The 22,896-nt window shown below is 54.1% G+C and carries 17 protein-coding genes and 1 pseudogene; 13 read left to right on the top strand and 5 right to left on the bottom strand.

Translation table 11 applies throughout. The annotated features are described in order from the left end of the window. Positions 1-88: 88 nt before the first annotated feature. From araB to rluA, 6 genes are all read left to right on the top strand, one after another. Positions 89-1,789, top strand: a complete 1,701-nt coding sequence (gene araB, locus BFF42_RS08050) for a ribulokinase (protein WP_000951764.1) — start codon at positions 89-91, stop codon at positions 1,787-1,789. A 10-nt stretch (positions 1,790-1,799) separates the two neighbouring features. Continuing rightward, positions 1,800-3,302: an L-arabinose isomerase gene (gene araA / locus BFF42_RS08045; RefSeq protein WP_000151730.1), complete on the top strand. Its 1,503-nt coding sequence runs from the start codon at positions 1,800-1,802 to the stop codon at positions 3,300-3,302. Between the two features lie 199 nt (positions 3,303-3,501). Beyond that, positions 3,502-4,197 carry an L-ribulose-5-phosphate 4-epimerase gene (gene araD, locus BFF42_RS08040; RefSeq protein ID WP_000888672.1) on the top strand — a complete coding sequence of 232 codons (696 nt, stop codon included), beginning with the start codon at positions 3,502-3,504 and terminating at the stop codon, positions 4,195-4,197. A 74-nt stretch (positions 4,198-4,271) separates the two neighbouring features. Then, entirely contained in the window at positions 4,272-6,623 is a 2,352-nt protein-coding gene (polB, locus tag BFF42_RS08035) for a DNA polymerase II (protein ID WP_000035668.1), read from the top strand. 163 nt (positions 6,624-6,786) lie between these two features. Further along, positions 6,787-9,693, top strand: a complete 2,907-nt coding sequence (gene rapA / locus BFF42_RS08030; protein ID WP_001117019.1) for an RNA polymerase-associated protein RapA — start codon at positions 6,787-6,789, stop codon at positions 9,691-9,693. A gap of 11 nt (positions 9,694-9,704) precedes the next feature. After that, a complete protein-coding gene (rluA, locus tag BFF42_RS08025) occupies positions 9,705-10,364 on the top strand; it encodes a bifunctional tRNA pseudouridine(32) synthase/23S rRNA pseudouridine(746) synthase RluA (protein WP_000525176.1) in 660 nt (219 codons plus the stop codon). Positions 10,365-10,480: 116 nt separating this feature from the next. On the opposite strand, the gene djlA is transcribed toward rluA, so the two are convergent. Then, entirely contained in the window at positions 10,481-11,296 is an 816-nt protein-coding gene (gene djlA / locus BFF42_RS08020) for a co-chaperone DjlA (protein ID WP_001200567.1), read from the bottom strand. Between the two features lie 254 nt (positions 11,297-11,550). Between djlA and lptD the strand changes: the two genes are divergently transcribed. Genes lptD through apaH form a run of 6 tightly spaced genes read left to right on the top strand, consistent with a single transcriptional unit; the run spans position 11,551 to position 18,280 of the window. After that, on the top strand, positions 11,551-13,905 hold the full coding sequence (gene lptD / locus BFF42_RS08015) for an LPS assembly protein LptD (RefSeq protein WP_000746136.1): 2,355 nt from the start codon (positions 11,551-11,553) through the stop codon (positions 13,903-13,905). A gap of 52 nt (positions 13,906-13,957) precedes the next feature. Continuing rightward, the gene (surA, locus tag BFF42_RS08010) at positions 13,958-15,244 is read left to right on the top strand and encodes a peptidylprolyl isomerase SurA (RefSeq protein WP_000800466.1); all 1,287 of its coding nucleotides are present in this window, start codon (positions 13,958-13,960) and stop codon (positions 15,242-15,244) included. After that, positions 15,244-16,233, top strand: coding sequence for a 4-hydroxythreonine-4-phosphate dehydrogenase PdxA (pdxA, locus tag BFF42_RS08005; protein WP_000241244.1), 990 nt, complete (start codon positions 15,244-15,246; stop codon positions 16,231-16,233). The genes surA and pdxA overlap by 1 nt, the downstream gene beginning before the upstream one ends. Then, positions 16,230-17,051, top strand: coding sequence for a 16S rRNA (adenine(1518)-N(6)/adenine(1519)-N(6))-dimethyltransferase RsmA (rsmA, locus tag BFF42_RS08000; RefSeq protein ID WP_001065384.1), 822 nt, complete (start codon positions 16,230-16,232; stop codon positions 17,049-17,051). Before pdxA ends, rsmA begins: the two co-directional genes overlap by 4 nt. Before the next feature lie 2 nt (positions 17,052-17,053). Beyond that, on the top strand, positions 17,054-17,431 hold the full coding sequence (gene apaG / locus BFF42_RS07995) for a Co2+/Mg2+ efflux protein ApaG (RefSeq protein WP_000610901.1): 378 nt from the start codon (positions 17,054-17,056) through the stop codon (positions 17,429-17,431). A 6-nt stretch (positions 17,432-17,437) separates the two neighbouring features. Next, positions 17,438-18,280 carry a bis(5'-nucleosyl)-tetraphosphatase (symmetrical) ApaH gene (gene apaH / locus BFF42_RS07990; RefSeq protein WP_000257192.1) on the top strand — a complete coding sequence of 281 codons (843 nt, stop codon included), beginning with the start codon at positions 17,438-17,440 and terminating at the stop codon, positions 18,278-18,280. A gap of 77 nt (positions 18,281-18,357) precedes the next feature. Here the strand turns inward: apaH and folA are convergent, their stop codons facing one another. The 4 genes and pseudogenes from folA to BFF42_RS07970 form a co-directional block, all read right to left on the bottom strand. Further along, positions 18,358-18,837: a type 3 dihydrofolate reductase gene (gene folA, locus BFF42_RS07985; protein ID WP_000624375.1), complete on the bottom strand. Its 480-nt coding sequence runs from the start codon at positions 18,835-18,837 to the stop codon at positions 18,358-18,360. Positions 18,838-19,028: 191 nt separating this feature from the next. After that, the gene (gene kefC / locus BFF42_RS07980) at positions 19,029-20,891 is read right to left on the bottom strand and encodes a glutathione-regulated potassium-efflux system protein KefC (protein ID WP_000377129.1); all 1,863 of its coding nucleotides are present in this window, start codon (positions 20,889-20,891) and stop codon (positions 19,029-19,031) included. After that, entirely contained in the window at positions 20,884-21,414 is a 531-nt protein-coding gene (kefF, locus tag BFF42_RS07975) for a glutathione-regulated potassium-efflux system oxidoreductase KefF (RefSeq protein ID WP_000600735.1), read from the bottom strand. Before kefF ends, kefC begins: the two co-directional genes overlap by 8 nt. A 107-nt stretch (positions 21,415-21,521) precedes the next feature. Continuing rightward, positions 21,522-22,776, bottom strand: a pseudogene (locus BFF42_RS07970) (MFS transporter); the annotation flags it as partial. Positions 22,777-22,830: 54 nt separating this feature from the next. Here BFF42_RS07970 and BFF42_RS07965 point away from each other — a divergent pair. Next, the coding region (locus BFF42_RS07965) for an IS1 family transposase (protein WP_129927876.1) at positions 22,831-22,896 on the top strand (66 nt) is incomplete at its 3' end.

Below are 22,896 nucleotides of genomic sequence, written 5' to 3'. Positions count from 1 at the left end.
TCCATAAGATTAGCGGATCCTACCTGACGCTTTTTATCGCAACTCTCTACTGTTTCTCCATACCCGTTTTTTTGGATGGAGTGAAACGATGGCGATTGCAATTGGCCTCGATTTTGGCAGTGATTCTGTGCGAGCTTTGGCGGTGGACTGCGCCAGCGGTGAAGAGATCGCCACCAGCGTAGAGTGGTATCCCCGTTGGCAAAAAGGGCAATTTTGTGATGCCCCGAATAACCAGTTCCGTCATCATCCGCGTGACTACATTGAGTCAATGGAAGCGGCACTGAAAACCGTGCTTGCAGAGCTTAGCGTCGAACAGCGCGCAGCTGTGGTCGGGATTGGCGTTGACAGTACCGGCTCGACGCCCGCACCGATTGATGCCGACGGTAACGTGCTGGCGCTGCGCCCGGAGTTTGCCGAAAAACCAAACGCGATGTTCGTATTGTGGAAAGACCACACTGCGGTTGAAGAAGCGGAAGAGATTACCCGTTTGTGCCACGCGCCGGGCAACGTTGACTACTCCCGCTACATTGGTGGTATTTATTCCAGCGAATGGTTCTGGGCAAAAATCCTGCATGTGACTCGCCAGGACAGCGCCGTGGCGCAATCTGCCGCATCGTGGATTGAGCTGTGCGACTGGGTGCCAGCTCTGCTTTCCGGTACCACCCGCCCGCAGGATATTCGTCGCGGACGTTGCAGCGCCGGGCATAAATCTCTGTGGCACGAAAGCTGGGGCGGCTTGCCGCCAGCCAGTTTCTTTGATGAGCTGGACCCGATCCTCAATCGCCATTTGCCTTCCCCGCTGTTCACTGACACCTGGACTGCCGATATTCCGGTGGGCACCTTATGCCCGGAATGGGCGCAGCGTCTCGGCCTGCCTGAAAGCGTGGTGATTTCCGGCGGCGCGTTTGACTGCCATATGGGCGCAGTTGGCGCAGGCGCACAGCCTAACGCACTGGTAAAAGTTATCGGTACTTCCACCTGCGACATTCTGATTGCCGACAAACAGAGCGTTGGCGAGCGGGCAGTTAAAGGTATTTGCGGTCAGGTTGATGGCAGCGTGGTACCTGGATTTATCGGTCTGGAAGCAGGCCAATCGGCGTTTGGTGATATCTACGCCTGGTTTGGTCGCGTACTCGGCTGGCCGCTGGAACAGCTTGCCGCCCAGCATCCGGAACTGAAAGCGCAAATCAACGCCAGCCAGAAACAACTGCTTCCGGCGCTGACCGAAGCATGGGCCAAAAATCCGTCTCTGGATCACCTGCCGGTGGTGCTCGACTGGTTTAACGGCCGCCGCACACCGAACGCTAACCAACGCCTGAAAGGGGTGATTACCGATCTTAACCTCGCTACCGACGCTCCGCTGCTGTTTGGCGGTTTGATTGCTGCCACCGCCTTTGGCGCACGCGCAATCATGGAGTGCTTTACCGATCAGGGGATCGCCGTCAATAACGTGATGGCGCTGGGCGGCATCGCGCGGAAAAACCAGGTCATTATGCAGGCCTGCTGCGACGTGCTGAATCGCCCGCTGCAAATTGTTGCCTCTGACCAGTGCTGTGCGCTCGGTGCGGCGATTTTTGCTGCCGTCGCCGCGAAAGTGCACGCAGACATCCCATCAGCCCAGCAAAAAATGGCCAGTGCGGTAGAGAAAACCCTGCAACCGCGCAGCGAACAGGCACAACGCTTTGAACAGCTTTATCGCCGCTATCAGCAATGGGCGATGAGCGCCGAACAACACTATCTTCCAACTTCCGCCCCGGCACAGGCTGCCCAGGCCGTTCCGACTCTATAAGGACACGATAATGACGATTTTTGATAATTATGAAGTGTGGTTTGTCATTGGCAGCCAGCATCTGTATGGCCCGGAAACCCTGCGTCAGGTCACCCAACATGCCGAGCACGTTGTTAATGCGCTGAATACGGAAGCGAAACTGCCCTGCAAACTGGTGTTGAAACCGCTGGGCACCACGCCGGATGAAATCACCGCTATTTGCCGCGACGCGAATTACGACGATCGTTGCGCTGGTCTGGTGGTGTGGCTGCACACCTTCTCCCCGGCCAAAATGTGGATCAACGGCCTGACCATGCTCAACAAACCGTTGCTGCAATTCCACACCCAGTTTAACGCGGCGCTGCCGTGGGACAGTATCGATATGGACTTTATGAACCTGAACCAGACTGCACATGGCGGTCGCGAGTTCGGCTTCATTGGCGCGCGTATGCGTCAGCAACATGCCGTGGTTACCGGTCACTGGCAGGATAAACAAGCCCATGAGCGTATCGGCTCCTGGATGCGTCAGGCGGTCTCTAAACAGGATACCCGTCATCTGAAAGTCTGCCGTTTTGGCGATAACATGCGTGAAGTAGCGGTCACCGATGGTGATAAAGTTGCCGCACAGATCAAGTTCGGTTTCTCCGTCAATACCTGGGCGGTTGGCGATCTGGTGCAGGTGGTGAACTCCATCAGCGACGGCGATGTTAACGCGCTGGTCGATGAGTACGAAAGCTGCTACACCATGACGCCTGCCACACAAATCCACGGCGAAAAACGACAGAACGTGCTAGAAGCGGCGCGTATTGAGCTGGGGATGAAGCGTTTCCTGGAACAAGGTGGCTTCCACGCGTTCACCACCACCTTTGAAGATTTGCACGGTCTGAAACAGCTTCCAGGTCTGGCCGTACAGCGTCTGATGCAGCAGGGTTACGGCTTTGCGGGCGAAGGCGACTGGAAAACCGCCGCCCTGCTTCGCATCATGAAGGTGATGTCAACCGGTCTGCAGGGCGGCACCTCCTTTATGGAGGACTACACCTATCACTTCGAGAAAGGTAATGACCTGGTGCTCGGCTCCCATATGCTGGAAGTCTGCCCGTCGATTGCCGTAGAAGAGAAACCGATCCTCGACGTTCAGCATCTCGGTATTGGTGGTAAGGACGATCCTGCCCGACTGATCTTCAATACCCAAACCGGTCCAGCGATTGTCGCCAGCCTGATTGATCTCGGCGATCGTTACCGTCTGCTGGTTAACTGTATCGACACGGTGAAAACACCGCACTCCCTGCTGAAACTGCCGGTGGCGAATGCGCTGTGGAAAGCGCAACCGGATCTGCCAACTGCTTCCGAAGCGTGGATCCTCGCTGGTGGCGCGCACCATACCGTCTTCAGCCATGCGCTGAACCTCAACGATATGCGTCAGTTCGCCGAGATGCACGACATTGAAATCACGGTGATTGATAACGACACCCGCCTGCCAGCGTTTAAAGACGCACTGCGCTGGAACGAAGTGTATTACGGATTTCGTCGCTAAGTAGCCACATCAGGTATGTAACGCCTGATGCGACGCTGACGCGTCTTATCTGGCCTACACGCTGCGATTTTGTAGGCCGGATAAGCAAAGCGCATCCGGCATTCAACGCCTGATGCGACGCTGGCGCGTCTTATCAGGCCTACGCGCTGCGATTTTGTAGACCGGATAAGCGAAGCGCATCCGGCACGAAGGAGTCAACATGTTAGAAGATCTCAAACGCCAGGTATTAGAAGCCAACCTGGCGCTGCCAAAACACAACCTGGTCACGCTCACATGGGGCAACGTCAGCGCCGTTGATCGCGAGCGCGGCGTCTTTGTGATCAAACCTTCCGGCGTCGATTACAGCGTCATGACCGCTGACGATATGGTCGTGGTTAGCATCGAAACCGGTGAAGTGGTTGAAGGTACGAAAAAGCCCTCCTCCGACACGCCAACTCACCGGCTGCTCTATCAGGCATTCCCCTCCATTGGCGGCATTGTGCATACGCACTCGCGCCACGCCACCATCTGGGCGCAGTCGGGTCAGTCGATTCCAGCAACCGGCACCACCCACGCTGACTATTTCTACGGCACCATTCCCTGCACCCGCAAAATGACCGACGCAGAAATCAACGGCGAATATGAGTGGGAAACCGGTAACGTCATCGTAGAAACCTTTGAAAAACAGGGTATCGATGCAGCGCAAATGCCCGGCGTTCTGGTCCATTCCCACGGCCCGTTTGCATGGGGCAAAAATGCCGAAGATGCGGTGCATAACGCCATCGTGCTGGAAGAGGTCGCTTATATGGAGATATTCTGCCGTCAGTTAGCGCCGCAGTTACCGGATATGCAGCAAACGCTGCTGGATAAACACTATCTGCGTAAGCATGGCGCGAAGGCATATTACGGGCAGTAATGACTGTATAAAACCACAGCCAATCAAACGAAACCAGGCTATACTCAAGCCTGGTTTTTTGATGGATTTTCAGCGTGGCGCAGGCAGGTTTTATCTTAACCCGACACTGGCGGGACACCCCGCAAGGGACAGAAGTCTCCTTCTGGCTGGCGACGGACAACGGGCCGTTGCAGGTTACGCTTGCACCGCAAGAGTCCGTGGCGTTTATTCCCGCCGATCAGGTTCCCCGCGCTCAGCATATTTTGCAGGGTGAACAAGGCTTTCGCCTGACACCGCTGGCGTTAAAGGATTTTCACCGCCAGCCGGTGTATGGCCTTTACTGTCGCGCCCATCGCCAATTGATGAATTACGAAAAGCGCCTGCGTGAAGGTGGCGTTACCGTCTACGAGGCCGATGTGCGCCCGCCAGAACGCTATCTGATGGAGCGGTTTATCACCTCACCGGTGTGGGTCGAGGGTGATATGCACAATGGCACTATCGTTAATGCCCGTCTGAAACCGCATCCCGACTATCGTCCGCCGCTCAAGTGGGTTTCTATAGATATTGAAACCACCCGCCACGGTGAGCTGTACTGCATCGGCCTGGAAGGCTGCGGGCAGCGCATCGTTTATATGCTGGGGCCGGAGAATGGCGACGCCTCCTCGCTTGATTTCGAACTGGAATACGTCGCCAGCCGCCCGCAGTTGCTGGAAAAACTCAACGCCTGGTTTGCCAACTACGATCCTGATGTGATCATCGGTTGGAACGTGGTGCAGTTCGATCTGCGAATGCTGCAAAAACATGCCGAGCGTTACCGTCTTCCGCTGCGTCTTGGGCGCGATAATAGCGAGCTGGAGTGGCGCGAGCACGGCTTTAAAAACGGCGTCTTTTTTGCCCAGGCTAAAGGTCGGCTAATTATCGACGGTATCGAGGCGCTGAAATCCGCGTTCTGGAATTTCTCTTCATTCTCGCTGGAAACTGTCGCTCAGGAGCTATTAGGCGAAGGAAAATCTATCGATAACCCGTGGGATCGAATGGACGAAATTGACCGCCGTTTCGCCGAAGATAAACCTGCGCTGGCAACTTATAACCTGAAAGATTGCGAGCTGGTGACGCAGATCTTCCACAAAACTGAAATCATGCCATTTTTACTCGAACGGGCAACGGTGAACGGCCTGCCGGTGGACCGACACGGCGGTTCGGTGGCGGCATTTGGTCATCTCTATTTTCCGCGAATGCATCGCGCTGGTTATGTCGCGCCTAATCTCGGCGAAGTGCCGCCGCACGCCAGCCCTGGCGGCTACGTGATGGATTCACGGCCAGGGCTTTATGATTCAGTGCTGGTGCTGGACTATAAAAGCCTGTACCCGTCGATCATCCGCACCTTTCTGATTGATCCCGTCGGGCTGGTGGAAGGCATGGCGCAGCCTGATCCAGAGCACAGTACCGAAGGTTTTCTCGATGCCTGGTTCTCGCGAGAAAAACATTGCCTGCCGGAGATTGTGACTAACATCTGGCACGGGCGCGATGAAGCCAAACGCCAGGGTAACAAACCGCTGTCGCAGGCGCTGAAAATCATCATGAATGCCTTTTATGGCGTGCTCGGCACCACCGCCTGCCGCTTCTTCGATCCGCGGCTGGCATCGTCGATCACCATGCGTGGTCATCAGATCATGCGGCAAACCAAAGCGTTGATTGAAGCACAGGGCTACGACGTTATCTACGGCGATACCGACTCAACGTTTGTCTGGCTGAAAGGCGCACATTCGGAAGAAGAAGCGGCGAAAATCGGTCGTGCACTGGTGCAGCACGTTAACGCCTGGTGGGCGGAAACGCTGCAAAAACAACGGCTGACCAGCGCATTAGAACTGGAGTATGAAACCCATTTCTGCCGTTTTCTGATACCAACCATTCGCGGAGCCGATACCGGCAGTAAAAAGCGCTACGCCGGGCTGATTCAGGAGGGCGATAAACAGCGGATGGTGTTTAAAGGGCTGGAAACCGTGCGCACCGACTGGACGCCGCTGGCCCAGCAGTTTCAGCAGGAGCTATACCTGCGCATCTTCCGCAACGAGCCATATCAGGAATATGTACGCGAAACCATCGACAAACTGATGGCGGGTGAACTGGATGCGCGACTGGTTTACCGTAAACGCCTTCGCCGTCCGCTGAGCGAGTATCAGCGTAATGTGCCGCCTCATGTACGCGCCGCTCGCCTTGCCGATGAAGAAAACCAAAAGCGTGGTCGCCCCTTGCAATATCAGAATCGCGGCACCATTAAGTACGTATGGACCACCAACGGCCCGGAGCCGCTGGACTACCAACGTTCACCACTGGATTACGAACACTATCTGACCCGCCAGCTACAACCCGTGGCGGAGGGAATACTCCCTTTTATTGAGGATAATTTTGCTACACTTATGACCGGGCAACTTGGGCTATTTTGAGCAAAAAAAGAGTTCGCCAGATACCATTTTGATGCGTGACGAATGCTTTGCCATCCAGTACCATAGCGCCCTTTCCATTCCTGGACCTGAATAACACCACTACCTCATAAGCACGGTAGCGGGTGGTTATTGCCTGCAATTAAAGATATAGAGCCGAACACATATGCCTTTTACACTTGGTCAACGCTGGATCAGCGATACAGAAAGCGAATTGGGACTTGGAACCGTTGTCGCGGTGGATGCGCGAACTGTCACTTTACTTTTCCCATCTACTGGTGAAAACCGTCTGTACGCACGCAGTGATTCCCCCGTGACCCGCGTGATGTTCAACCCTGGTGATACCATTACCAGCCATGACGGCTGGCAGATGCAAGTCGAAGAAGTAAAAGAAGAAAATGGCTTGCTGACCTATATCGGTACTCGCCTGGATACTGAAGAGTCCGGCGTAGCCCTGCGTGAAGTTTTCCTTGATAGCAAACTGGTGTTCAGCAAACCGCAGGACCGCCTGTTTGCCGGGCAGATTGACCGTATGGACCGCTTTGCGCTGCGTTATCGCGCGCGTAAGTATTCCAGCGAACAGTTCCGTATGCCGTACAGCGGCCTGCGCGGTCAGCGTACCAGCCTGATCCCGCACCAGCTCAACATCGCTCATGATGTTGGCCGCCGCCACGCGCCGCGCGTCCTGCTGGCTGACGAAGTGGGTTTAGGGAAAACCATTGAAGCCGGGATGATCCTGCATCAGCAACTGCTCTCTGGCGCTGCTGAACGTGTGCTGATTATCGTCCCGGAAACCTTACAGCATCAGTGGCTGGTAGAAATGCTGCGCCGTTTCAACCTGCGCTTTGCTCTGTTTGATGATGAGCGTTATGCCGAAGCTCAGCACGATGCTTACAACCCGTTTGACACCGAACAGCTGGTGATTTGCTCGCTGGATTTTGCCCGTCGTAGCAAACAGCGCCTGGAACATCTCTGTGAAGCCGAATGGGACCTGCTGGTGGTCGATGAAGCGCATCACCTGGTGTGGAGCGAAGATGCGCCAAGCCGTGAATATCAGGCCATTGAACAACTGGCAGAGCACGTGCCGGGCGTTCTGCTGCTGACCGCGACCCCGGAACAGCTGGGGATGGAAAGCCACTTCGCCCGTCTGCGTCTGCTGGACCCGAACCGTTTCCACGATTTTGCGCAGTTCGTTGAAGAGCAGAAAAATTATCGTCCGGTTGCGGACGCCGTTGCCATGCTGCTGGCAGGTAACAAACTGAGCAATGACGAACTGAACATGCTCGGCGAGATGATCGGCGAGCAGGATATCGAGCCGCTGTTGCAGGCAGCAAACAGCGACAGCGAAGATGCCCAGAGCGCCCGTCAGGAGCTGGTTTCGATGCTGATGGATCGCCACGGCACCAGCCGCGTGCTGTTCCGTAACACGCGTAACGGTGTGAAAGGATTCCCGAAACGCGAGCTGCACACCATTAAGCTGCCGCTACCGACGCAGTATCAGACGGCTATTAAAGTCTCCGGCATTATGGGCGCACGTAAAAGTGCGGAAGATCGTGCTCGCGATATGCTCTACCCGGAGCGTATTTATCAGGAATTTGAAGGTGATAACGCCACCTGGTGGAACTTCGATCCGCGCGTTGAGTGGCTGATGGGCTACCTGACCAGCCATCGCTCTCAGAAAGTGCTGGTGATCTGCGCCAAAGCTGCCACTGCGCTGCAACTGGAGCAGGTACTGCGCGAACGTGAAGGTATTCGCGCTGCGGTGTTCCACGAAGGTATGTCGATTATCGAACGTGACCGCGCTGCCGCCTGGTTTGCCGAAGAAGACACCGGCGCACAGGTACTGCTGTGCTCAGAAATCGGTTCTGAAGGACGTAACTTCCAGTTCGCCAGCCACATGGTGATGTTTGACCTGCCATTCAACCCGGATCTACTGGAGCAGCGTATTGGTCGTCTGGATCGTATCGGCCAGGCGCACGATATTCAGATCCATGTGCCTTATCTGGAGAAAACCGCTCAGTCGGTGCTGGTGCGCTGGTATCACGAAGGTCTGGATGCATTTGAGCACACCTGCCCGACCGGACGCACTATTTACGATAGCGTATACAACGATCTGATTAACTATCTGGCTTCACCGGATCAAACCGAAGGCTTTGACGATCTGATCAAAAACTGCCGCGAGCAACATGAAGCGCTGAAAGCACAGCTGGAACAGGGTCGTGACCGCCTGCTGGAAATCCACTCCAACGGTGGCGAAAAAGCCCAGGCACTGGCAGAAAGCATTGAAGAGCAGGATGACGATACCAACCTGATCGCCTTCGCCATGAACCTGCTCGATATTATCGGTATCAATCAGGACGATCGCGGCGACAACATGATCGTGCTGACGCCGTCCGATCATATGCTGGTGCCGGACTTCCCTGGCCTGTCGGAAGATGGCATCACCATCACCTTTGATCGTGAAGTGGCGCTGGCGCGTGAAGATGCACAGTTTATTACCTGGGAGCATCCGCTGATCCGCAACGGTCTGGATCTGATCCTTTCTGGCGATACCGGTAGCAGCACGATTTCACTGTTAAAAAACAAAGCGTTGCCGGTAGGTACGCTGTTGGTGGAACTGATTTATGTGGTTGAAGCCCAGGCTCCGAAGCAGTTGCAGCTCAACCGCTTCCTGCCACCGACGCCGGTACGTATGCTGCTGGATAAAAACGGCAACAACCTGGCGGCGCAGGTAGAGTTTGAAACCTTTAACCGCCAGCTTAACGCGGTTAACCGTCACACCGGCAGCAAACTGGTTAACGCCGTGCAGCAGGATGTTCACGCTATCCTTCAACTGGGTGAAGCGCAGATCGAGAAATCTGCCCGTGCATTGATTGATGCAGCGCGTAACGAAGCCGACGAAAAACTGTCTGCCGAGCTGTCTCGTCTGGAAGCTCTGCGTGCAGTGAACCCGAACATTCGTGACGACGAACTGACCGCCATTGAGAGCAACCGTCAGCAGGTAATGGAAAGCCTGGATCAGGCAGGTTGGCGTCTGGATGCCCTGCGTTTGATCGTTGTAACGCATCAGTAACGGAGCCGAAAATGGGGATGGAAAACTACAATCCACCGCAGGAACCCTGGTTGGTTATCCTGTATCAGGATGACCACATTATGGTGGTTAACAAGCCGAGCGGTTTGTTGTCTGTGCCGGGGCGTCTGGAAGAGCACAAAGACAGCGTGATGACGCGCATTCAGCGTGATTATCCGCAGGCAGAATCGGTGCATCGTCTGGATATGGCTACCAGCGGCGTGATTGTAGTGGCGCTGACCAAAGCCGCGGAGCGGGAGTTAAAACGCCAGTTCCGCGAGCGCGAGCCGAAAAAGCAGTATGTGGCCCGCGTCTGGGGGCATCCATCCCCTGCGGAAGGTCTGGTGGATCTGCCGCTGATTTGCGACTGGCCAAACCGCCCGAAACAGAAAGTCTGTTACGAAACGGGTAAACCTGCGCAGACGGAATATGAAGTGGTGGAGTATGCGGCGGATAACACGGCAAGAGTGGTGTTAAAACCGATTACTGGGCGTTCGCATCAATTGCGTGTGCATATGCTGGCGCTGGGGCATCCGATTCTCGGCGATCGTTTTTATGCATCACCAGAAGCGAGAGCGATGGCACCGCGTTTGTTGCTACATGCAGAGATGTTGACGATTACCCATCCGGCGTATGGCAATAGTATGACGTTTAAAGCGCCAGCGGATTTTTAATAGTCACGCTGGCGCAGTTCGGTAGGCGGATAAGGCGTTCACGCCGAATCCGGCAATTGTGCGCCGATTGCCTGATGCGACGCGGGCCGCGTCTTATCAGGCCTACAGTTTAAAACTTATTTAAACCCTTTCTGCTGCTTTATCAGCTCATATGCCTGCTGAATTTCCTGCGCTTTCTGCTTCGCCATCTCCATCATCTCAGGCGGCAAACCTTTCGCCACCAGCTTATCGGGATGGTGTTCATTCATCAGCTTACGGTAGGCTCGTTTAATGGTGGTCGCATCATCCGTCGGCTTCACACCCAGCACATTACAGGCATCTTCCAGCGTCGGGCCACGCTGCGCTTGCTGCCAGTTACCACCGCCAGATTGCTGCTGATAACCGCCGCCAAACTGTGCACCGCCCTGCATCATGCGCAAAAACTGGTCAAACTGGGCGCGGGAGATCCCTAATTCTTCTGCAATGACATACAGCACCGACCGTTCATTCGGGTGCAGTGAACCATCAGCAAACGCCGCCTGAATCTGGATCTCCAGAAACATACGAATTAAGTCAAAACGACCAAAGCAGACACTGCGAAACTGGCGCATCTTTTCGCGCAGCGGGTAATTGTCTGATTTTCCCACCCGGAACGCGTTTTGCGCCGCAGTACGGGAAGCGCCATGAAGGTTCATTAGGTCCATCAGCTGGCTGGCGATATGAATATCAGCCTCCGTGACGCGACCTTTGGATTTGGTTAAATGCCCCATCACTTCAAAAGTGGTGGCAAAAAACAGCGCCTGACGCTCACGCTGGTTGGCGAACCACGCCATTTTACGGCTACGGGCTTTATCAAACATATGGCCAATTAACAGGCCTAACACTACGCCCCAAAAGCCGCCGCCCATCAGTAAGGCCACGGCCACGCCAATGATTTTTCCCCAATACTGCATATATTCCCCAAATCGACACACGGATATCAGGGCTATCTCCCACAATATAAAGGTGCTTTTACCGTTTTCCGGCTGCAGTCAATTGTGGGACATCGCCTATAATTTGCATTATCATACCTGTCATTCAATGCCGTGCCTAACACCACTGACGCTATTCGGACAGGATTAACACTAGCGTAGAGATGACGAGTACGTTAGTCTCTGACCGTTTGTCACGCGCAACGTTACCGATGATGGAACAATAAAATCAACGTATGAAAAAACGTATCCCCACTCTCCTGGCCACCATGATTGCCACCGCCCTTTATAGTCAACAGGGACTGGCAGCCGACCTCGCCTCACAGTGCATGTTGGGCGTGCCAAGCTATGACCGTCCTCTGGTACAGGGCGATACCAATGACTTACCCGTGACTATCAATGCTGACCACGCGAAAGGGGACTACCCGGATGACGCCGTGTTTACTGGCAGCGTGGATATCATGCAGGGTAACAGCCGTCTGCAGGCCGACGAAGTGCCGCTCCATCAAAAAGAGGCACCAGGACAACCGGAGCCGGTACGAACCGTTGATGCGCTCGGTAATGTCCATTACGACGATAACCAGGTGATCCTCAAAGGGCCGAAAGGCTGGGCGAATCTGAACACCAAAGATACCAACGTCTGGGAAGGTGATTACCAGATGGTGGGTCGCCAGGGCCGCGGTAAAGCGGACCTGATGAAACAACGTGGTGAAAACCGCTATACCATTCTGGATAACGGTAGCTTTACCTCCTGTCTGCCGGGTTCTGACACCTGGAGCGTGGTAGGTAGCGAAATTATTCATGACCGCGAAGAACAAGTTGCGGAGATCTGGAACGCCCGCTTTAAGGTGGGTCCAGTACCGATCTTTTATAGCCCCTATTTGCAGTTGCCGGTGGGTGACAAACGTCGCTCTGGTTTCTTGATCCCGAACGCCAAGTACACCACCACCAACTACTTTGAGTTCTACCTGCCATATTACTGGAACATCGCGCCAAATATGGATGCCACCATCACGCCGCATTATATGCATCGTCGTGGCAACATCATGTGGGAGAACGAATTCCGCTACCTCTCCCAGGCGGGCGCTGGCTTGATGGAACTGGACTATCTGCCTTCAGATAAAGTCTATGAAGATGAACACCCGAACGATGACAGTTCACGTCGTTGGTTGTTCTACTGGCAACACTCCGGGGTCATGGATCAAGTGTGGCGTTTCAACGTCGACTACACCAAGGTCAGCGATCCTAGCTACTTCAATGATTTCGATAACAAGTACGGTTCCAGTACTGACGGCTACGCAACGCAAAAATTCAGCGTTGGCTATGCGGTGCAAAACTTCAATGCCACCGTTTCAACCAAGCAGTTCCAGGTCTTTAGCGAGCAGAACACCAGTAGCTACTCGGCAGAGCCGCAGTTAGACGTTAACTACTACCAGAATGATGTTGGTCCGTTTGATACGCGTATTTACGGCCAGGCAGTGCACTTTGTTAACACCAGAGACGACATGCCTGAAGCAACCCGTGTTCACCTGGAACCGACCATCAATTTGCCGCTCTCTAATAACTGGGGCAGCATCAATACCGAAGCGAAGTTGCTGGCAACCCATTATCAGCAAACCAATCTTGACTGGTATAACTCCAGAAACACGACCAAGCTGGACGAATCCGTTAACCGCGTTATGCCGCAATTCAAAGTTGACGGCAAAATGGTCTTTGAACGCGATATGGAAATGCTGGCTCCGGGTTATACCCAAACGCTGGAACCGCGCGCGCAGTATTTGTACGTGCCGTATCGCGATCAGAGCGACATCTATAACTACGACTCGTCTCTACTGCAATCTGACTACTCTGGCCTGTTCCGGGACCGGACTTACGGCGGTCTTGACCGTATTGCCTCCGCTAACCAGGTGACGACCGGTGTCACATCTCGCATATATGATGATGCTGCCGTTGAACATTTTAATATTTCCGTTGGTCAAATCTACTATTTCACGGAGTCTCGCACTGGCGATGACAACATAACATGGGAGAATGACGACAAAACGGGCTCACTGGTGTGGGCAGGCGATACTTACTGGCGTATCTCCGAGCGTTGGGGATTGCGTGGCGGGATTCAGTACGATACACGTCTGGATAACGTAGCGACCAGTAACTCCAGCATTGAATACCGTCGGGATGAAGACCGTCTGGTACAGCTGAATTACCGTTACGCCAGCCCGGAATATATTCAGGCTACGCTGCCTAAGTACTATTCCACTGCTGAGCAATATAAGAATGGTATTTCGCAGGTAGGTGCTGTCGCCAGCTGGCCAATTGCCGATCGTTGGTCCATTGTTGGGGCCTACTACTACGACACCAATGCGAACAAGCAAGCCGACTCTATGTTAGGTGTGCAATACAGCTCCTGCTGCTATGCAATTCGCGTCGGTTACGAGCGGAAGCTGAACGGTTGGGATAACGATAAACAACATGCGGTATATGACAACGCAATCGGCTTTAACATCGAACTTCGCGGCCTGAGCTCCAACTACGGTCTGGATACGCAAGAGATGCTGCGTTCGAACATTCTGCCGTATCAAAACACTTTGTGATTTGTTGATTTACCACGTAATCCGCAGTGCGGTTAATTGAAATGGAAAAAGTATGAAGAACTGGAAAACGCTGCTTCTCGGTATCGCCATGATCGCGAATACCAGTTTCGCTGCCCCCCAGGTAGTCGATAAAGTCGCAGCCGTCGTCAATAACGGCGTCGTGCTGGAAAGCGACGTTGATGGATTAATGCAGTCGGTAAAACTGAACGCTGCGCAGGCAAGGCAGCAGCTTCCTGATGACGCGACGCTGCGCCACCAAATCATGGAACGTTTGATCATGGATCAAATCATCCTGCAGATGGGGCAGAAAATGGGAGTGAAAATCTCCGATGAGCAGCTGGATCAGGCGATTGCTAACATCGCGAAACAGAACAACATGACGCTGGATCAGATGCGCAGCCGTCTGGCTTACGATGGTCTGAACTACAACACCTATCGTAACCAGATCCGCAAAGAGATGATTATCTCTGAAGTGCGTAACAACGAGGTGCGTCGTCGCATCACCATCCTGCCGCAGGAAGTCGAATCCCTGGCGCAGCAGGTGGGTAACCAAAACGACGCCAGCACTGAGCTGAACCTGAGCCACATCCTGATCCCGCTGCCGGAAAACCCGACTTCTGATCAGGTGAACGAAGCGGAAAGCCAGGCGCGCGCCATTGTCGATCAGGTGCGTAACGGCGCTGATTTCGGTAAGCTGGCGATTGCTCATTCTGCCGACCAGCAGGCGCTGAACGGCGGCCAGATGGGCTGGGGCCGTATTCAGGAGTTGCCGGGTATCTTCGCCCAGGCATTAAGCACCGCGAAGAAAGGCGACATTGTTGGCCCGATTCGTTCCGGCGTTGGCTTCCATATTCTGAAAGTTAACGACCTGCGCGGCGAAAGCAAAAATATCTCGGTGACCGAAGTTCATGCTCGCCATATTCTGCTGAAACCGTCGCCGATCATGACTGACGAACAGGCCCGTGTGAAACTGGAACAGATTGCTGCCGATATCAAGAGTGGTAAAACGACTTTTGCTGCCGCAGCGAAAGAGTTCTCTCAGGATCCAGACTCTGCTAACCAGGGCGGTGATCTCGGCTGGGCTACACCAGATATTTTCGATCCGGCCTTCCGTGACGCCCTGACCCGCCTGAACAAAGGTCAAATGAGTGCACCGGTTCACTCTTCATTCGGCTGGCATTTAATCGAACTGCTGGATACCCGTAATGTCGATAAAACCGACGCTGCGCAGAAGGATCGTGCATACCGCATGCTGATGAACCGTAAGTTCTCGGAAGAAGCAGCAAGCTGGATGCAGGAACAACGCGCCAGCGCCTACGTTAAAATCCTGAGCAACTAATGGTTAAAACCCAACGTGTTGTGATCACTCCCGGCGAGCCCGCCGGGATTGGCCCGGACTTAGTTGTCCAGCTTGCACAGCGTGAGTGGCCGGTCGAACTGGTTGTTTGTGCCGATGCCACTCTCCTTACCGACCGGGCAGCGATGCTCGGTTTGCCGCTCACCCTCCGCCCTTATTCCCCCAACTCCCCTGCACAACCGCAAACTGCGGGCACATTAACGCTACTTCCTGTCGCGCTACGCGAATCTGTCACTGCGGGGCAGTTAGCGATTGAAAATGGGCATTACGTGGTGGAGACGCTGGCGCGAGCGTGTGATGGCTGTCTGAACGGTGAATTTGCTGCGCTGATCACAGGCCCCGTGCATAAAGGCGTCATTAACGACGCAGGTATTCCGTTTACTGGTCATACCGAGTTTTTCGAAGAGCGCTCGCAGGCGAAAAAAGTGGTGATGATGCTGGCGACCGAAGAACTTCGCGTGGCGCTGGCAACGACGCATTTACCGCTGCGCGATATCGCAGATGCTATCACCCCTGCACTTTTGCACGAAGTGATTGCTATTTTGCATCACGATTTGCGTACAAAATTTGGTATTGCCGAACCGCGCATTCTGGTCTGCGGGCTGAATCCGCACGCGGGCGAAGGCGGTCATATGGGTACGGAAGAGATAGACACCATTATTCCGGTGCTCGACGAGCTGCGGGCGCAGGGGATGAAACTCAACGGGCCGCTGCCTGCCGATACCCTGTTTCAGCCGAAATATCTCGATAACGCCGACGCCGTGCTGGCGATGTACCACGATCAGGGTCTTCCCGTGCTAAAATACCAGGGCTTCGGGCGCGGTGTGAACATTACGCTGGGCCTGCCCTTTATTCGCACATCAGTGGACCACGGCACCGCGCTTGAACTGGCGGGACGTGGCGAAGCCGATGTCGGCAGTTTTATTACGGCGCTTAATCTCGCCATCAAAATGATTGTTAACACCCAATGAATAATCGAGTCCACCAGGGCCACTTAGCCCGTAAACGCTTCGGGCAAAACTTTCTCAACGATCAGTTCGTGATCGACAGCATTGTTTCTGCCATTAACCCGCAAAAGGGCCAGGCAATGGTCGAAATCGGCCCCGGTCTGGCGGCATTGACCGAGCCGGTCGGCGAACGTCTGGACCAGCTGACGGTCATCGAACTTGACCGCGATCTGGCGGCACGTCTGCAAACGCATCCATTCTTAGGCCCGAAACTGACGATTTATCAGCAGGATGCGATGACCTTTAACTTTGGCGAACTGGCCGAGAAAATGGGTCAGCCGCTGCGTGTTTTCGGCAACCTGCCTTATAACATCTCCACGCCGTTGATGTTCCATCTGTTTAGCTATACTGATGCCATTGCCGACATGCACTTTATGTTGCAAAAAGAGGTGGTGAATCGTCTGGTTGCAGGACCGAACAGCAAAGCGTATGGTCGATTAAGCGTCATGGCGCAATACTATTGCAACGTGATCCCGGTACTGGAAGTTCCGCCGTCAGCCTTTACACCACCACCCAAAGTGGATTCCGCCGTCGTGCGCCTGGTTCCTCATGCAACGATGCCTCACCCGGTTAAAGATGTTCGTGTGTTGAGCCGCATCACCACCGAAGCCTTTAACCAGCGTCGTAAAACCATTCGTAACAGCCTCGGCAACCTGTTTAGCGTCGAGGTGTTAACGGGAATGGGGCTCGACCCGGCGATGCGAGCGGAAAATATCTCTGTCGCGCAATATTGCCAGATGGCGAACTATCTGGCGGAGAACGCGCCTTTGCAGGAGAGTTAACGATGATCAATTCGCCCCGAGTGTGTATTCAGGTTCAAAGCGTCTACATTGAGGCACAATCTTCACCTGATAATGAACGTTACGTTTTTGCTTATACCGTAACCATACGCAATCTGGGGCGAGCGCCAGTGCAGTTGTTGGGGCGTTACTGGCTGATCACCAATGGCAATGGCCGTGAAACCGAAGTCCAGGGCGAAGGAGTGGTTGGCGTCCAGCCACTTATCGCGCCTGGCGAAGAGTACCAGTACACCAGCGGTGCAATCATTGAAACCCCGCTGGGCACCATGCAGGGTCACTACGAAATGATCGATGAAAATGGCGTCCCTTTCAGCATCGACATTCCCGTATTCCGACTCGCCGTTCCCACACTCATTCATTAAAAGAATATGGCGACATACCTTATTGGCGACGTTCATGGTTGTTACGATGAACTGATCGCATTGCTGCATAAAGTAGAATTTACCCCTGGGAAAGATACCCTCTGGCTGACGGGCGATCTGGTCGCGCGCGGCCCGGGTTCGCTGGATGTTCTGCGCTATGTGAAATCCTTAGGCGACAGCGTACGTCTGGTGCTGGGCAATCACGATCTGCATCTGCTGGCGGTATTTGCCGGGATCAGCCGCAATAAACCGAAAGATCGCCTGACACCGCTGCTGGAAGCGCCGGATGCCGACGAGCTGCTTAACTGGCTGCGTCGCCAGCCTTTGCTGCAAATCGACGAAGAGAAAAAGTTGGTGATGGCCCACGCAGGGATCACGCCGCAGTGGGATCTACAGACCGCCAAAGAGTGCGCGCGCGATGTAGAAGCGGTGCTATCGAGTGACTCCTATCCCTTCTTTCTCGACGCTATGTACGGCGATATGCCAAATAACTGGTCACCGGAATTGCGGGGGCTGGGAAGACTGCGTTTTATCACCAACGCCTTTACCCGTATGCGTTTTTGCTTCCCGAACGGTCAACTGGATATGTACAGCAAAGAATCGCCGGAAGAGGCCCCTGCCCCACTGAAACCGTGGTTTGCGATTCCTGGCCCTGTCGCTGAAGAATACAGCATCGCCTTTGGTCATTGGGCATCGCTGGAGGGCAAAGGTACGCCGGAAGGTATATACGCGCTGGATACCGGCTGCTGCTGGGGTGGTACATTAACCTGCCTGCGCTGGGAAGATAAACAGTATTTTGTCCAGCCGTCGAACCGGCATAAGGATTTGGGCGAAGCGGCGGCGTCTTAAACACAGCCTGATATAGGAAGGCCGGATAAGACGCGACCGGCGTCGCATCCGGCACTAGCCGTAAATTCTATACAAAATTACCGCCGCTCCAGAATCTCAAAGCAATAGCTGTGAGAGTTCTGCGCATCAGCATCGTGGAATTCGCTGAATACCGATTCCCAGTCATCCGGCTCGTAATCCGGGAAATGGGTGTCGCCTTCCACTTCTGCGTCGATATGCGTCAGATACAGTTTCTGCGCTTTTGGCAGGAACTGCTCATAAACGCGACCGCCGCCAATCACCATGATTTCTGGTACGTCACCACACGCCGCGATGGCTTCATCCACCGACTTCACCCACGTTACGCGATCGTCCGTACCCGGTTGACTGCTGAGGATAATATTTTTGCGTCCTGGCAACGGACGACCGATTGATTCCCAGGTATGGCGGCCCATAATCACGGGTTTATTTAAGGTGTTGCGTTTAAACCAGGCGAGATCGGCAGGCAGGTTCCACGGCATGGCGTTTTCCATGCCGATAACGCGATCTACCGCTAACGCCGCAATCAGACTGATCATTGAGATTTCCCGATAAAAAAAATTGTCGCCACTATACGTAAAGCGTAAACCGTCGTCGACTGGTGCGAGGATGATGTTGAGGAAAATTTTATATTCTGCTGGCGAGTCCACGCTCTCTCCCTGGACTCGCCGCATTACAATGAAACAAAAACAAACAGTTAGCTGTAAAGTGTGATTTACGTCACTCTTTATTAGGATGAGGGTTTCGTTTCCGGTTCATCCGCCATGTTGCCGGTATGTTTACCTTCTTCGGTTCCCTGCCAGCCATGTCGTTGAATTAATGACAGATGTTCGCGGTCCTCGGTAATGATCTCACTTAACATCGCGCTGGTGCGTTTATAGACCGCCGCGCGGGCTTTGGTGTCGTTCTCAACCATTGCCATCTCTTCCACCATCTGAATATTAAAGCGGCGGAACACATCGGCACGTTCTCGCGCTTCATACGGCCCCAGACCTAAACTTTCCAGTGCCAGACGCCCGGTTTTCAGCGCACCTTCGAAGGTTTCACGCTCCGGCTTTTCAACGCCTGCCTGACGCAAACGAATGTAGTGGTCGACATCGCGGGCGCGGGCAATAATCTGCAAATGCGGGAAGTGTTCTTTCACCATCTCTGTCAGTTGCAGGTTGGTTTGCGGATCGTCGATGGCGTTAATCAGCACTTCCGCTTTCGCCGCTCCCGCAGATTCCAGTAAATCCATCCGCGTGGCATCGCCATAAAACACTTTCATACCAAATTTACGCAAGGTTTCGATATGGTCCGGATCGTGATCGAGCACCACCATTTTCACCCCGCTGGAGAGCAGTAAACGTCCGGTGATCTGCCCAAAACGACCGAATCCGGCAATGATTACCCGCGGCTGTTCTTCGTCGATCTCATCGGCTTCACGCGCCTCTTCAGTAGAAGATTGCTCAAGGCGATTGAGGATCACCAGCAGAATCGGCGTTGCCGCCATCGACAGCGCCACCGCCAGGGTCAGCGATTTCGCCCACTCCGGCTCCAGCACATTCGCCATCTGCGCCGCGCCAAATACCACAAAGGCAAACTCACTGCCCTGCCCTAACAACACCGCAAACCAACGACGCTGTTTATTTGGCACTTGCAACGGTCGGGCAATCAGCCACAGCATGGCGATTTTGATGATGAGGAAACCGAGCAGCAAAATGACAATGCGCAATGGGTTTTCAAGCAGCGTGCCAAAGTCTATCGACATGCCAACACCGATGAAAAACAGCCCCAACAGCAAACCTTTAAAGGGTTCGATATCGCTCTCCAGCGCATGACGGTATTCCGAGCTTGCCAGCAGTACGCCCGCCAGAAATGCGCCCATCGCCATCGACAAGCCGACCTCTTCCAGCAGCAAACCAAAGCCAAACACGAGGAATAACGCCACGGCACTAAACACTTCCCGCAAGCCAGAGCGGGCTACAAAACGCAGCGCCGGACGCGTGACATAGCGCCCCAGCAATACCACCAGCACCAGCGCACCCGCCACTTTTAACGCCGAGAGAGCAAATGCGCCCATCGTCGTCGAGGCACTGCTCGTTGCCAGTAGCGGAATCATCGCCACCAGCGGGATCGCCGCGATATCCTGGAACAGCAGCACCGCAAAGGCACTGCGACCCATTTGCGTCACCATCAGATTGCGTTCATTCATCGCCTGCATGGCAATCGCCGTAGAGGAGAGCGCCAGCGTCATGCCGATCAATTCCGCGACCTGCCAGCGCAGCCCAAGTAACATGCAGAACAGCCCCAGCAGGCCGCCGCAAATCACCATCTGCAATGCGCCACCGCCGAACACTGCCGCACGCAGCTTCCACAGCCTTTGTGGATCGAGTTCGAGGCCGATAATAAACAGCATCAGCACCACCCCAATCTCGGCAAAGTGCAGAATAGATTCGGCATCGGTCACCAGTCGCAGCCCCCACGGGCCAATAATGCAGCCGGCGATCAGGTAGCCAAGTACCGATCCCAGACCAAGACGTACCGCAATGGGTACAATCAGCGCTGCCGAACCGAGATAAATCAGCGCCTGAATCAGCGTATGGCTATCCATGATGGGCCTCCTGCCATTCCAGCAGACGTTGCTTATAGTGACGCGCCTGCCCTTCGAGGGTTTCGTCGTCACAAATAAAGGTGCAGTGCATGGCAAACGGTGGCAGCCAGTTCAGCCCGCAGTAGATTGCCGTCGCCTGTAGCGGCTGCGACAGCACATCAAAGCCCGGATGCGCACCAATTTCAAAATGGCTTTCCCCGCCGCCGGTCGTCACCGCCCACAGCAAATGTTTGCCATGCAGCGCCTTGCCGCCGTGACCGTAAGCCCAGCCGTGCGACAAAACTTTATCGATCCAAAGTTTAAGAAGCGGAGGAATGCTGTACCACTGCATCGGATGCTGCCAGACGATCAGATCGGCGCGAGACAGCGCCTCCTGCTCGGCGGCAATATCGATATTGAAGTCAGGATAGAGTTGATAAAGAGAGCGAATTTCGACGCCTTCCAGCGTCCTTGCCTGTTCAAGCATCCGTTTATTCGCATGGGAATGATGCGGATACGGATGCGCATAAATTATAAGAATCATAGGTAGCCCGCGTGATTACGCCTTTGTTTTCCCACAAAGTGTAGTCATATATTCACGCGGCTTATAGTCAATAATATTGATTCAGAAAAGAGAGAAATCTGAACAATTTACCCCATTCTCTGCCCGCGGATCGTCATATTGCTGGTTTGCGCCAGTGACATCCCTCGATGTCTCCGGGGCAAACGCTACGGAAATCAACAAGCCAAACAGCGAGATACCCGCCCCCATTAGCATCGTGTTACTGATACCGTAATTATTGATAAAGATCGGCAGTGCCCAGGTCGAAACAATGGTGCCAATACGGCTTAAGGACATAATCACGCCCACGGCAGAGGCGCGGATATCTGTCGGGAAGAGTTCATTAGGATAGAGCCACTGCAAATTACCCGGCCCGCCAGAGAAAAAGGCATACACCGCAAAGGCCATCACTACCAGCCAGATCCCCATATCCGGGATCAGCCCCAAAACCGCCAGCGCCAGCGTCATCATGGCAAAGCTGCCAATCAACAATGGACGCCGTCCGGCAGTGTTTAACCACAGCATCGGCGGAATACAGCCGAGCATAAAGAACAGGCTAATCACCACGTTCCCCAGCGCCGCGTTTTTGCCAACACCCAATCCCAACAAACCAACGATTTGCGGGCCAAAGGTGTAAATGGCGAACATTGGGATCACCTGGCAGGTCCAGATGGCGGCAACAAACAGAACAAAAGGAAAATGGCGGCGATTAAACAGATCGCGAAAACGGGTTTGCTGCGGCTGCTCTTCATCGAAAGCCACCGGTTCGCCAAACAGTTTTATCATCATCTCTTCGCACTCTTTTACTCGCCCTTTGCGTAATAACCAGCGGGGAGATTCAGGCAGTTCGAATCGACCAATCAAAATCAACAAACAGGGGATCGCCGCGCTACCCAGCATCCAGCGCCAGCCGCCTTCCACATCATAAAGCCAGTAGCCGACCAGATCGGCGCAGGTCACGCCGACATACCACATGGCGGCGATAAAGCTGATGGAAAATGCCCGCTGACGGGTACTGGAGAACTCGGTGATCATTGAGGTGGCGATGGGATAATCTGCACCGATGACAATGCCGATAAGTACCCGCATCACCAACAGTTCGACGGGGGATGAAACAAACATCGTCGCCACCGATATCACGCCGATGGCGATGATATCAATGAGGAACATTTTGCGCCGTCCGACTTTATCGGAAATATAGCCAAACAGCGATGTGCCAACGAACAGCCCGGCGAGCGTTCCCGCGCCCAACAAGCCAATCCAGTCAGCGTCCAGTTTTAGCGCCGGAGTCAGTTGCTCCAGCGCCACGCCAATCATTACCAGTACATAACCATCCAGAAACGGGTAATGCTGCCAACTTACTGATTTAGTGTATGATGGTGATTTTAAGGTGCTTGCGTGGCTTCCATTTCCATCAGATGTCCTTCCTGCTCCGCTACTGAAGGCGTGGTGCGTAACGGCAAA

It is taken from the genome of Shigella sp. FC1661 (assembly GCF_001712525.1).
Taxonomy (GTDB): domain Bacteria; phylum Pseudomonadota; class Gammaproteobacteria; order Enterobacterales; family Enterobacteriaceae; genus Escherichia; species Escherichia coli.
The sequence above is the reverse complement of the archived record's forward strand: the minus strand, read 5'-3'. Positions and strand labels throughout refer to the sequence as shown.

What these genes read in the sequence shown, in the direction of transcription:
- araB (WP_000951764.1), top strand. Translation starts at nt 89, where the DNA reads ATGGCGATTGCAATTGGCCTCGATTTTGGCAGTGATTCTGTGCGAGCT.
- araA (WP_000151730.1), top strand. Translation starts at nt 1,800, where the DNA reads ATGACGATTTTTGATAATTATGAAGTGTGGTTTGTCATTGGCAGCCAG.
- araD (WP_000888672.1), top strand. Translation starts at nt 3,502, where the DNA reads ATGTTAGAAGATCTCAAACGCCAGGTATTAGAAGCCAACCTGGCGCTG.
- rapA (WP_001117019.1), top strand. Translation starts at nt 6,787, where the DNA reads ATGCCTTTTACACTTGGTCAACGCTGGATCAGCGATACAGAAAGCGAA.
- rluA (WP_000525176.1), top strand. Translation starts at nt 9,705, where the DNA reads ATGGGGATGGAAAACTACAATCCACCGCAGGAACCCTGGTTGGTTATC.
- djlA (WP_001200567.1), bottom strand. Translation starts at nt 11,296, where the DNA reads ATGCAGTATTGGGGAAAAATCATTGGCGTGGCCGTGGCCTTACTGATG.
- lptD (WP_000746136.1), top strand. Translation starts at nt 11,551, where the DNA reads ATGAAAAAACGTATCCCCACTCTCCTGGCCACCATGATTGCCACCGCC.
- surA (WP_000800466.1), top strand. Translation starts at nt 13,958, where the DNA reads ATGAAGAACTGGAAAACGCTGCTTCTCGGTATCGCCATGATCGCGAAT.
- pdxA (WP_000241244.1), top strand. Translation starts at nt 15,244, where the DNA reads ATGGTTAAAACCCAACGTGTTGTGATCACTCCCGGCGAGCCCGCCGGG.
- rsmA (WP_001065384.1), top strand. Translation starts at nt 16,230, where the DNA reads ATGAATAATCGAGTCCACCAGGGCCACTTAGCCCGTAAACGCTTCGGG.
- apaG (WP_000610901.1), top strand. Translation starts at nt 17,054, where the DNA reads ATGATCAATTCGCCCCGAGTGTGTATTCAGGTTCAAAGCGTCTACATT.
- apaH (WP_000257192.1), top strand. Translation starts at nt 17,438, where the DNA reads ATGGCGACATACCTTATTGGCGACGTTCATGGTTGTTACGATGAACTG.
- folA (WP_000624375.1), bottom strand. Translation starts at nt 18,837, where the DNA reads ATGATCAGTCTGATTGCGGCGTTAGCGGTAGATCGCGTTATCGGCATG.
- kefC (WP_000377129.1), bottom strand. Translation starts at nt 20,891, where the DNA reads ATGGATAGCCATACGCTGATTCAGGCGCTGATTTATCTCGGTTCGGCA.
- kefF (WP_000600735.1), bottom strand. Translation starts at nt 21,414, where the DNA reads ATGATTCTTATAATTTATGCGCATCCGTATCCGCATCATTCCCATGCG.